Origin of the sequence: Nocardia sp. BSTN01 (genome assembly GCF_015354405.1) — a bacterium.
GTDB lineage: Bacteria > Actinomycetota > Actinomycetes > Mycobacteriales > Mycobacteriaceae > Nocardia.
Genome location: NZ_JADKYP010000102.1, coordinates 1 through 11,106 on the forward strand (window position 1 = coordinate 1; position 11,106 = coordinate 11,106).

Sequence of the window (11,106 nt, forward strand, 5' to 3'; positions counted from 1 at the left end):
CCGAGCACCCGATCGAGGTCACCGGCAAGAAGCTGCGCGACCTGATGAGCTGGGTCGACCGGCCGATCACCGAAACCGCGTAAGGTTTCACACCGCAGAACGACCCGCCGGGCGGCCTTGTCCGGCGGGTCGTTGCGTGTCTGCGCTGGGCGTTCGGTCAGTCGACCCATCTGCCTCATCGAGCGCCGCCCACGACGAAGATCGTTTCGGTGCGGCGCCAGTTCACCCTGCCTGGAGACCGGCGGTGCGCGCGTGAGTGCCCGGCACCCGCTATGTCTCGCAGCGCTCAATCCCGGCGACCGTGGCGACTGCCGCCCACCGCGACGCTCAGTCCTCGACGATGCCGGCCACAGCCCGGGCGGGGCGCCGTGCGTCCTGCAATTCGCCAGGGCGGCAATAGGTTCGGCTTGTTCGTGCCTCGATCAGATGACGTTTGTGGCGATGCTGCATCGGTAGCTTCAACGCGGTTTATTCGTACTGTCTGCTCAGCTCCCGGCGTCGACGGTTGCGAAGGCCGCCCACAGCAGTGGTGAATCCTCCACCGCGCCCGTCTCACGCCAAGCGACAAGCCGTCCACGCTGCCAATTGGCCAGGGCGGCAATGGGTTCCACTTGCTCGTGCGCATCGTCGACCGCGCAGATTACCTCTTGCAGCGGCGCCGCGTCGGTGGCGCCGGCGAATCGCTGGAATGCCAGATCGGTGGGTAGTGGCCAGCGGGTGGCGGTGACGAGTTCGGCACCGCCGTGGATCATCGCGGCTACCAGGCCGAGCGCCTCGGTGAAGCGCAGATCGCCGCCGCTTTCGCAGGCGATGAGCGCGACCCGGCTCGGAATCGGCCAGAGCTGCGGTCCGGCAACGGGTTCGGGCTCCAGCGTATGGGTGCCCAGCAGTAGATCCTTGGCCGACAGCGGGCGATGGGTGCGTTGCGTCCGGGCGAAACCGGTGGTGTCGGCGGTGCAGGCGAGGTGGAGTTCGGCGTTCTCGCTCAGACCGGATTCCGGGCGTTCGGCGGTGACGTGGCCGACGTAGACCAGCCGGGCGGCCCCGTCCCGCAGGAGGGCGCTCAGGCGGGACCGGTCGAGGTCGGTGCGCCGGAAGGCGTGCAGTGGGTCATCGACCGGCGGCCGAAGTCGCTGTCGTGCAACGTATTCGGACACCCTCTGCGTGAGCGGCGAGCTGGAGCTCATCCGTCCGAGCACCGAGCCGAGTTCGGAATCCGCCCGGAATCCGGGCACGCGCGGATCGAGCACCGCGACCACCGGCAGCTCCCGGTCGTCGGCCCAGCTGCGCGCGGTGCGGCCGGGAGCGTGGACGATGCTCGCCGGTGCGAGCAGGCTGAGATCCGCGATATCGATCAGCCGCAGGTTCGGATCGGGGGCGATGATCTCCCACGGCACCTGCGCGACTCGCGGCGACGGCTGCAACCGAATATGCGGGCGAATTCCGCGTACGAGCAGGTCGTGCAGCTGGACCGCGAAAGCATGGGGGAGCAGTGTGCGGCTGAGCGCCTGCGCCAGTGCGTATTCCGACTCACGCTCGGCGAAAGCCTCTGTGCTGAGGGCCTTTTCGAGGCCGCCGGGACGGGCAGGATCGGGCAGCGCCGCCGCGAGCCGCCGCACCACGCCGTCGATGTCGGCGCCGGGCAGCGCGGCCACGCCCGGACTCGCGGTATCCCCGAGCCAGCGCCACGACATGTACAGATCGCCCGCGTCGGCCATGCGCACGATCACCGTCGGTTGTGCGCCGGGTGTCTCCTCGCTCATATCGCCAGCACCCGATCCTCCCGGACCGTCCGGCCGTAGCGTTGTTCGGCGGCGGTGATATAGCTGTCCAAGGCGATGTGGCCGTCCGGGGACACCGACAGTCGAGGTGGCGGGGAGACGGGCAGTCCGGCCGCCGCGGCCACCTGGGCCAGCGCCGAGCCGAGTTGCAGGGAACTGGCGTCGGGAACATCGAGTGCGTCGTCGGGCGTCGGTATCGGATCGAACGGAAGCCTCGGCGGTGCGTTTTCGGTTGCCGAACCGGTGTCGAAAGATGTTCCAGCACACACGGTCTCGATAAGATCGGCAATCAGCTCGCCGTTACCGCACAGATGAGCGAAGCGGAACGCCAATCGCACGGCAGGTGCGGCGATCTCGCGGTTCCACTGTTCACGCTGGGTCCCGTTGTCGAAGCTGTAGCGCACCGCGTCGATGGCGAGGGCGGAGGTGACGGCCAGATCCCGAGCCAGGGCGAGTACCTCCGCGGGGGGCGGCGTGACCATGTCGGCGATGACCGTCTCCCACAGCGCGGCATGCCAATAGTCGACCCGCGCGCACTGCAAACCGAGCCCGCGCGCCGCATAGATCTGGTAGGCGGCCGCCAGCTGCGCTTGCCCGTCCCCGACGCGGCCGTGTGCGAAATCCAGTGTCGCCAAACGAATTCGAACCCCGGCCGATTCGAGCGCCGCACCGGAGCCCTCGAAAGATGTCAGCGCGCGGCGATACAGCTGGTCGACGTGGTCGAGGTCGCCGTGTCGTTCACCGAGATATGCCATCAACTGTAGTCCCAGCCCGGCGCGGTAGCCGAGACCGGCCTGTTCGAAATACTGCTGGCTGGCACGTAGATACGGCTCGGCCTCGTCGGGGCGGCCCAGCCGGGCGTACATCATCGCGAGCGTCTGCTGGGTTTCGGCCGCGCCGTTCCCGTCGCCCGCTGCCTCGAATGCGGTGAGGGCTTGATGGGCGAAGTCGAGCCCGAGCTCACCACGCCCGGACTCGAAGTGGGCGGCCGCGAGATTAGCCAGCGGGTGGCCGCGCAACGGCGGCGCGAATCGCGTGGTGAACTCCAGTGATTCGGTGGCCAGCTCGATGGCCCGCGCCCATCGGCTGCGATGTATCGCGACGGCGGTCAGCGAAATCAGGCACGACACCCGCACCGTCGACAACTCGCTGTGACCGGCGAGAAGATCGCGCGCCTGCTCCAGCGCCGTTTCCGCGGCATCGAGATCGCCCACGTGCTGCAGTGCCTGCGAATAGTTGACGAGCGTGGACGCGCGCTTTTCCGTTGCGTCGTCGGGTATTTCGGTGAGCGCGGCGCGGAATCCGGTGATCGCGCCGGCGTGATCGCCGAGTTCGTCGCGCATACTCGCCGCATTGACCAGGGCGCTGACCCGAACGCCGCCGCTGGTGGTGTGCGCGGCATGCTCGAATATCCGCAGTGCCGCGGTGACATCGCCGCGAGCGTGGGCCGCGGCGCCCTCGTGGAGCAGTTCGAGGCCGGGAGGAACAGGATCAGCCATCAGAAGTCCGTATCCGATGCGGCAGCAGCACTCTCGGCCTCGAGCAGCGGCATGGACGGCTGGGGCGACCGCAATCGGTCGATCACGAAGTCCCGGATCCGCTGCCGTTGCCTCGGGCCGTAGGCATTCTCCGATGCCGATGCCGATGCCGATGCCGATGCCGATGGCGACACGGATGTCTCGTCGGGGGTAGGCCCCACCCCGGGAACGTAAATGTCCACGTGCACAACATTTTCGGCATCGACCCGCGCCCTACCGGCCCAGGTGTCGCCGCTGAGCTGCAGCGCGAGCTCCGTTGGCGCGGAGTCGGTCACGACCCGAGCGTGCGGCCACAGATGTCCAGGCATACCAGCATCGAGGTGCGGCGCCGCCGCGACGCGCACCTCGACCGAGGTGCTGCCGGACTCTCGGGTGAGCTGCCACGAGACGGCGAATTCCGAGGCATCCACCACGCCCGGAGGGCACCGGCGCCAATCCCAGCCCGACGTGCCCGTGGCTAGCACCAATCCGGTGCGCCCGGCGTCGGCGGGACCGGCCGCCAAGGCATAGTCCTGCCGTCGCGGGGCAACCGCATCGGCAGGCGGACCCACCGGCCACGGCTGTGCGTCGGACCCGTCGACGATCAGATCGCAGGATTCGGTGAGAGTCGCGATGTCGCGGCCGAGCACATCGGGATCGAGGGCGGGAATGCCGTCGATGGTGGATGCTGGCCACCAGTGCGCAGCCCACTGCGCATAGCCGAGTTGCCGTGCGGCGTCGGCCAATTCGGGACGCGCCGGTGACGCGGTCAGCTCGCCGGACCGGCCGTCGGCGACGGCGAGCGCCACTGGTTCGCCGTACACGGCCCAGAGCCAGTCCTGTGCGGAGTCCGGATCGTGCAGTACCGCCGCCGGAACGGTGTGCCCGGACAGCAAACTCCACGAGAGATAACCGCCGATCACTTCGAGAACCAGCGTGTCGAGTCCGGGCATCGCGTCGTGGACCGTGGGCGCACCGGCGGGGGAGACGATGACGACCTCGTCGTCGCGGTGCAGGATTACGGCTTCGGGCATCATCCGGCCCTCGATTCCAGCGAATCGGCCATGTTCGCAGAGGAATTGGCGGTCAGCGCCTTCCGCACCCGCGTTCGGTGATCGAGGATGACCGAACGTGCGACCCCGTCGAGCAGATCCCACAGCTCGGTGGTTTCCGGCCCGGTCGGCGATAGGGACGCGCCGCGGACATCGCGGCCGTGCAGGCGAACCCACAGCCGCCGCAGATAGGAACGCCAGGGACGGCGAAGCTCGGCCGCGATCACAGCGAGCGGATCGGACGACTCCCCGGTGTCGTGCACGGCGAGGCGGCGTGCCTGCAGTACATAGGCCTCGCGCCGCCATCTCCCGTTGATCGCCCGATGCGCGGCGGTGCCGGGGTGCGGAACGGAACTAACATGTCGTGCAGAACCTTTCATCTCACGAACGCAATCGCCGTGGCTCGAGGGTGCCGGTTCGCTCGCGGGCGACCGATCGGATCCGGTGACAGGTGCGAGCCCCCGTGCCAGGTGCACTCCCGCTGCCGCTGTCACCCGAAGCGATTCGTCGAGCAGCGCCCACGGTGCGCAACTTCGGGCGATCTCCTCGGTCACCAGTTCCGGGATCGTGGGCAGGTCCGAGCGCTCGGTGGAGGCCTGCAACACCGTGAAAACACGTTCGTAGACAGTGCGGTCGAACGGCAGCGCCAGGGTCGCGGTCGATGCCCCGGTACCGAGCGCGGGGGCGACCGGCAGGCGGTGCGCGGTGAGGCCCAGTTCCTGTGCTGAATCTCCGGAAGCGTTGTGCCACAGCGTAATTCCTGAATGGGTCCCCGCTCGCTTCGTGATCAAGGTGCGCAGTTCCCGGGCGGCGTCATCGGCTCGGGCGGTGGCGCACGCATCGAGTAGTGCGGCGAGGGCGGTGGTGTGGTCGGCGCCCGCGGGCGCGGATTGCGGTCGCCGCAGCCACGCGGTATCGATCAGCGCCGCGAGTTCGCCGGTCGTGGAGCGATCGGTGAGATGGTCCTTCAACGCCTGTGTCGTCCGCCCGGCCGCGACATGATGGATGTCGTGCAATGCGGCTGTGGCAGTGGGCCGGTCACGCACCGGATCCGGCGCCCCCGACACGGTCGCGAGTTCGAAACAGCGCTGGAAATACAGGTCCTGCGGGTTGCCGTCGGTGATGCGCACTGCCCGTCGCACCTGTTTGAGGAGGCTGAACCAGGCCGCGGTCGCGCGCAGGACATCGGCGGCGGCATGGACGCGGGCCGCGAGCAGGGTGGCACCGTCGGCGGTGAGCATCGGCCCGGCGCAGGCGGGATACTGGACAGGGCGGATCACCAGCGGATCGAGAATCAGTTTCACGGTGCGGCGCAACGGTCCGCCCTGGGCGCCGCTGAGCGCCTCGACGCCGTCGATACCGCGCCACACCTCGTCGAGCACCATGGCGCGCGGTCGTCGCATTCGGTCAGATTAACCGACTGCCGCCACCACGTGCCGGGCTCGAATGCCGCTGCCGCCGCTCGAATGCCACCACCACGGCCGGACCCGAATACGGCTGCCGGCCGCCCGAAACCTGGGATCGGTAGGCGGCGAACCGTTCCTACCTTGTGAACAACGGCCCGATCACAGGGCCGGACTCACCGAGAACGAAGGAACGAACACCATGCGTACCAAGCAGATCCGGATCGCCGCCGCCACCCTCGCCGCCGCCGGCCTCACCCTGGCCCTCGGCGCCTGCGGCGACGACTCCGGCACCGCCGCCCCGGCATCGACCACCGCGGCACCGGTGTCTCAGTCCCCGTCGGGCGGGAAGTCGGCGGCCCTCGTCGACGGCAAAGCGCTGAGCGCGAACTTCGATACCACCTGCGCCGAACACGCCGGAACCCTCGCGCTGGCCTTGACCGATACCGCCAATCCCACCTACGGCCAGCTGAGCGTCAGCGCCACCCTCACCGCCCAGGGAGGCACCGTGCAGGCGGTCGCCATCGGCGGCAGCAAGGGCGGCTCCTCGGGGATGCCGTATGCCGTCGGCTTCGGCAACGGCCAGCCCGGCGGCTCGGCCACCGTGACCAAGGACGGCAAGACCTACAAGGTCACCGGTGAGGGTGTCGCCGCCCCGGATATGACGAACCCGATGGCCGGCCCCGCCACCGCCAAGTTCGAGATCACCTTCGCCTGCCCCACCATCGTCAACGGCTGAGCAAGGAGGAATCATCGTGCGCACCACAGTACGGGCCGGGGCCGTCGCCTTCGCCGCCTTCGCGGTCGGCTTCTATCTCTGGCACGGCTTCACCTACCGGACGGCCAGTCCTTGGGAGCCCGGTTTCGTGGCCTGGCTCAACGGTTTTCTCGCACTGCCGATCATCGCGCTCACCACGGTGGTGATGGTCTTCGCGTTCACCGGCGAGGGTGTGCTGTCGGCGCTCACCGGCCGCAACAGCGCGGAGTTCCGCAACGGCCTGCTCGGCCTCGGGACCGTCAAGTCGGCTCGCGAAACCGGGCTCAGCGTCAACGATCAGCCGCAGCTGCGTATCGAGTTCAGCGTCGAGGGCGCCCACGGCGAGATGTTCGATTCGACCGCCAAGATGATCGTGCCCCTCGCCGAACTGGCCCTGCTGCGCCCCGGCGTCGTACTTCCGGTGCGCTATGTCCCAGGACGGACCGACAAGGTGGAAGTCGACCGATCCGGCGACAGCGCGTCGGCGCAGCGGGCGATGAACGAATCGCTGATCCGCAAGGGAGTGACCACCCGGACCAAGCTCGATATCGCCGGCCGCGGCGTGGCCGCGCAGGCGGTGGTGCAGTCGCTGTCGGTGCCCGGCGAAATTCGCAACGGCTACGCGAAAATCGATCTCGGACTCGCGATCACCCGGCCCGACGGCAGCACCTTCAGCACCCACGTGGAGAAGTTCCTCCCCCCGGCCGGCGTTTCGAACGTGCAGGTCGGACGGATCGTGCAGGTGCACTACCTTCCGGAGAACGAGCAGGAGGTGGTCATCGCGATCCCGCTCAACGCATGAACCACACCGGGATGCCGCCCTTCGCAGAATCAGCGCTGCGAAGGGCGGCACGGTCGTATCGGCGGCAAGCGGATCACGGTGTTCGCCGGATGGTTGCCGCAACCGGGTGCCGGGGCAAAACTTGGTGCATGACGAAAACAGTGGCCGACCCCGTTCCCAGCGAACCCGTCTCCCGGGGGCGTGCGGTGCGCGCCACCGTTCCCCGCTCGTCGCTCGGCGAATTCCGTCCCGCTCCCGATCGCGATCCCATCGCGATCCTGCAGCGGCAGGCCGAGACCCGGCTTCCCGACCTGGTCCCGATCCGCTATGCCCGGATGGCCGCGGGGCAGTTCCCGTTCCTGCGCGGCGCCCCCGCGATCATGGCGGCCGACCTCGCCACGATCCCGCACACCGGGTTGACCGTTCAGTTGTGCGGGGACGCGCACCTGTCGAATTTCGGGATCTTCGCCTCACCGGAACGGTCGCTGGTGTTCGATCTCAACGATTTCGACGAAACTCTGTCCGGCCCCTTCGAATGGGACGTCAAACGGCTGGTGGCGAGTGTCGTCGTGGCGTCCAGGGAGAAGGGCTTCACCGACGCGGAGGCCACCGACGCGGCCCGGACCGCCGCGACGGCCTACCGGGAATGTATGCGGCGCCTGGCCGGCATGGACTCCCTCGACGTCTGGTACGAGCAGGTCGACGAGGACACGGTGGCGAATATGGTGAGCCGGCCCAAGTTTCGCGAGGGTGTGGACCGGGCCTTCGAGGCGGCCCGCAAACGCACCAGCCTCGGCGCGCTGAGCAAACTCACCTACACCGACGAGCAGGGAGCGCTGCGCATCCGCCATCGGCCGCCGCTGCTGACACCGGTCGACTACGTCGACGCGCAGACCGTCGAAGAGGTGTTCACCGCCTACCGGCGATCGCTCCCGGAGGAACGGCGGGTGCTGGCCGATCGCTACCGCATCGTCGACTACGCGCACAAGGTGGTCGGGGTGGGCAGCGTCGGCACCCGCTGCTACGTGATCCTGACCGTCGACCGTGACACCGGCGGCCCGCTGTTCCTGCAGATGAAGGAGGCCGAAAAGTCGGTCCTCGAGCCGTATCTCGCGCCGAGCCGGTTCCAGCACCAGGGCCACCGCGTCGTGCACGGTCAGCGCCTGCTGCAGACCTCCAGCGACATCTTCCTCGGCTGGGTCTCCGGCCCGAACGACCGGAATTACTACTTCCGGCAGTTGCGCGATATGAAGGGCGGCGCCGACATCACGCAGATGGCGAAGGCCGCTCTGCGTGACTACGCCGGAATCTGCGGTCACACCCTCGCACGGGCCCACGCCCGTTCCGGCGACCGCATCGCCATCGCCGACTACCTCGGCGCAGGAGAGGCCTTCGACAAGGCCATGACGCAGTTCGCCCTGACCTACGCCGATCGAACCGCCGCCGACCATCGAGAACTGTTGCGCGCCATAGACTCCGGACAAGTGCAGGCGGCGACCGACGCGTACTGATCGCCCCCCGAGCCCGGGTTGGTGAGCAGCCCACCAACCCGGGGCCTGCACTAGTTCATCGTGCCCTGCATGGGGATATAGATCTCGGCGGCTTCGACGAAACCGGAGCCGGTGAGTTCGGCCAGAGCGAGGGCTTCGTCGATTTTGCGGAGTGCGCCCTGCACGTAGGGCCGGTCGTCCCACTGGTCGCCGACCGCGGTGAGCGGTTCGGTATTGCGCGCGAGCCACTGGCGCAGGGCGTGGACTTCGTCCGGTGCGGTGTATCCGCCGATGGTGTAGTTCCCACCGATCATCGACTCGGATTCCCAACGCAGCGTGGGTAATTCGGTGGGCAGACAGCCGAGCAACGGCGCATTGTCGTCGATCGGGGGATAGGCGTCGACGGCGGCTCGTCCCGCCAGTTCGGTGGGCCACACCTTGCCCCGCTCGATCCAGCCGGGAAGCAGAGCGGCGAGGAATTCGACCATAGCGAAGTGAACGTTGCCGGTCAGCGCCTCGGCGGCGGGAATCTCGTCGCCGTCGGCGTTGGGAATGGTCGAGCGGCCCTCGCGGACGGCCAGCGCGGCGGCGCGGAGCAGATCGAGTTTCCAGCGGAAACCCTCGGCGAGGTGCGCGTCGGCGGGCAGCGTGCCGGTCATATCGGGTTCGACATGTTTCACCAGGCCGGGGTCGAGGAGCGCGATCTGCTCGCGGGCCAGATCGTCGACCTCGTCGACGGACGAATGGCAGTAGCGCACCACGGTTTCGGCAACCATTGCCGGATCCTGCGCGGTGACGAAGAACGGCCGCCCCCAGATGTAGAGAAACGTATCGAAGTCGCGGTCGCCGGCGGCTTTGCTGGTGCCCAGTCCCCAGGCATTCGCCCGGAACCGCACCTTCGCCTGCCGTACCGCATCGGCCACCAGATCATCGATCTCCCCGTCCAGTCCGGCGAGGTACGGAGTGATCCGTTCCTCCACCACGCGCAGGTCGATCGGATGAAAGCTGATGTCGTAGCCCATATTTCCGCCCCGTGTAGTCGTGCTGGTACGCGCCGACTCTAGCGACGGGCACCGACACGATTCGGCCCCCGCTCCGAGGTACACCGCCTACTCGCTCGTAACCGCCGCGGCGGCCTAGGGTGCTCGGGACAACGGCGTCGGCGAAGAAACAACGCTCTCGGAAAGGGACCTTTCGCTGTGCCGAATACACTGACCGCCGATCTGCCCGCCCCGGTCGTCGCGGGGCCACGGTCGGAGGTGATCCACCGCTTCCTGGTCAAACCGGCCGACGCCGGCATCGTCGGCACCGTGGACGGCGGCAAGCTGCTCGAATGGATCGACAAGGTCGCCTACGCCGGCGCCGCGCAGTGGAGCGGCCACTACTGCGTCACCGCCTATGTCGGCAACATCCACCTCGACCGTCCCATCGAGGTCGGCGAACTGGTCGAACTGCACGCCAACCTGGTTCACACCGGCCGCACCAGCATGCACATCCTGGTCACCGTCTACTCGACCGACCCGACCCGCGTGAAGCCGGTCCAGAGCGCCCAATGCCTGACCATTTTCGTCGCCGTCGACGGCGATCGCCGCACCGTCGAAGTGCCGCAATGGAATCCGGTCACCGCCCTGGAATTGCGGCGGCATCGCCAGGCGAAGGTCAGAATCGCCGTCCGCAAGGAAATCGAAGCCGCGATGGCCGCCCAGCGCTACACCGCGGAAGGGACGGCGCCCAGCGCGACCCTGCGCTTCCTCGCCGCTCCGTCCGACATCAACTGGGGCGGCAAGGTCCACGGCGGCCGCACCATGCAGTGGATCGACGAAGCGGCGTATGTTTGCGGCGCGAAGTGGGCAGGCCAGCACGTCCTGACCTCGTACTTCGGCGGCATCCGCTTCTACCGGCCGATCGTCATCGGCTATGCCGTGGAGGCGACGGCCCGGCTGATCCACACCGGACCCCGCAGCATGCACATCAGCGTGCACGTCACCTCCACAGATCCGCATTCCGGCGAACCGGAACTGGCGGCCCACGGCCTCGCCGTGGTCGTCGCCCTGGACCCGGACGCCAAAGCGCGCTCGATCCGGCAGTGGATCCCGGCCTCCGACGAGGACATCGCCCTGGACGCCCACGCCCGTCACCTGATCGGATTACGTTCGCTGGTCGAGGATTTCACCCCCGCAGATGCTGTTCCGGAAGACGCTGAGCCGAACCACTTCCGGATCACGGCGAACCAGTGCTGAGGCCGGGAACGCCGATGTCGTAGCTCGTGTTTCCGTCGGACATCGGTGAATTTTTCGTGCAAACCTCCGCGAAAATGGCGGAAAA

The 11,106-nt window shown here is 68.1% G+C and carries 10 protein-coding genes; 5 read left to right on the forward strand and 5 right to left on the reverse strand.

The genetic code is table 11. The features are described 5' to 3' along the window. Positions 1–83 (forward strand): hypothetical protein (locus IRT45_RS37390; RefSeq protein WP_228535947.1); only part of this gene is annotated, 83 nt, incomplete at its 5' end. A gap of 402 nt (positions 84–485) precedes the next feature. Here the strand turns inward: IRT45_RS37390 and IRT45_RS35135 are convergent. The 4 genes from IRT45_RS35135 to IRT45_RS35150 are packed head-to-tail and all read right to left on the reverse strand — an operon-like array spanning position 486 to position 5,735. Then, complete coding sequence (locus IRT45_RS35135) at positions 486–1,763, reverse strand: CHAT domain-containing protein (RefSeq protein ID WP_194810067.1); 1,278 nt, start codon at positions 1,761–1,763, stop codon at positions 486–488. After that, on the reverse strand, positions 1,760–3,280 hold the full coding sequence (locus IRT45_RS35140) for a tetratricopeptide repeat protein (protein ID WP_194810068.1): 1,521 nt from the start codon (positions 3,278–3,280) through the stop codon (positions 1,760–1,762). The genes IRT45_RS35135 and IRT45_RS35140 overlap by 4 nt, the downstream gene beginning before the upstream one ends. After that, complete coding sequence (locus IRT45_RS35145; RefSeq protein WP_228535945.1) at positions 3,280–4,332, reverse strand: hypothetical protein; 1,053 nt, start codon at positions 4,330–4,332, stop codon at positions 3,280–3,282. Before IRT45_RS35145 ends, IRT45_RS35140 begins: the two co-directional genes overlap by 1 nt. After that, on the reverse strand, positions 4,332–5,735 hold the full coding sequence (locus tag IRT45_RS35150; protein ID WP_194810074.1) for a hypothetical protein: 1,404 nt from the start codon (positions 5,733–5,735) through the stop codon (positions 4,332–4,334). The genes IRT45_RS35145 and IRT45_RS35150 overlap by 1 nt, the downstream gene beginning before the upstream one ends. Positions 5,736–5,955: 220 nt before the next feature. On the opposite strand from IRT45_RS35150, the gene IRT45_RS35155 reads away from it, so the two are divergent. From IRT45_RS35155 to IRT45_RS35165, 3 genes are all read left to right on the forward strand, one after another. After that, positions 5,956–6,492: a lipoprotein LpqH gene (locus IRT45_RS35155; RefSeq protein ID WP_194810070.1), complete on the forward strand. Its 537-nt coding sequence runs from the start codon at positions 5,956–5,958 to the stop codon at positions 6,490–6,492. Positions 6,493–6,508: 16 nt separating this feature from the next. After that, the gene (locus tag IRT45_RS35160; protein WP_194810071.1) at positions 6,509–7,312 is read left to right on the forward strand and encodes a hypothetical protein; all 804 of its coding nucleotides are present in this window, start codon (positions 6,509–6,511) and stop codon (positions 7,310–7,312) included. 128 nt (positions 7,313–7,440) lie between these two features. Then, on the forward strand, positions 7,441–8,802 hold the full coding sequence (locus tag IRT45_RS35165; RefSeq protein ID WP_194810072.1) for a DUF2252 domain-containing protein: 1,362 nt from the start codon (positions 7,441–7,443) through the stop codon (positions 8,800–8,802). Between the two features lie 50 nt (positions 8,803–8,852). On the opposite strand, the gene IRT45_RS35170 is transcribed toward IRT45_RS35165, so the two are convergent. After that, complete coding sequence (locus tag IRT45_RS35170) at positions 8,853–9,803, reverse strand: hypothetical protein (protein WP_194810073.1); 951 nt, start codon at positions 9,801–9,803, stop codon at positions 8,853–8,855. Positions 9,804–9,980: 177 nt separating this feature from the next. On the opposite strand from IRT45_RS35170, the gene IRT45_RS35175 reads away from it, so the two are divergent. Continuing rightward, entirely contained in the window at positions 9,981–11,021 is a 1,041-nt protein-coding gene (locus IRT45_RS35175; protein WP_309241294.1) for a hotdog domain-containing protein, read from the forward strand. The last annotated feature ends 85 nt before the right edge of the window (positions 11,022–11,106 follow it).

Coding starts and splice junctions, on each gene's coding strand:
- IRT45_RS35135 (WP_194810067.1), bottom strand. CDS start 1,763: ATGAGCGAGGAGACACCCGGCGCACAACCGACGGTGATCGTGCGCATG.
- IRT45_RS35165 (WP_194810072.1), top strand. CDS start 7,441: ATGACGAAAACAGTGGCCGACCCCGTTCCCAGCGAACCCGTCTCCCGG.
- IRT45_RS35155 (WP_194810070.1), top strand. CDS start 5,956: ATGCGTACCAAGCAGATCCGGATCGCCGCCGCCACCCTCGCCGCCGCC.
- IRT45_RS35150 (WP_194810074.1), bottom strand. CDS start 5,735: ATGGTGCTCGACGAGGTGTGGCGCGGTATCGACGGCGTCGAGGCGCTC.
- IRT45_RS35145 (WP_228535945.1), bottom strand. CDS start 4,332: ATGCCCGAAGCCGTAATCCTGCACCGCGACGACGAGGTCGTCATCGTC.
- IRT45_RS35140 (WP_194810068.1), bottom strand. CDS start 3,280: ATGGCTGATCCTGTTCCTCCCGGCCTCGAACTGCTCCACGAGGGCGCC.
- IRT45_RS35170 (WP_194810073.1), bottom strand. CDS start 9,803: ATGGGCTACGACATCAGCTTTCATCCGATCGACCTGCGCGTGGTGGAG.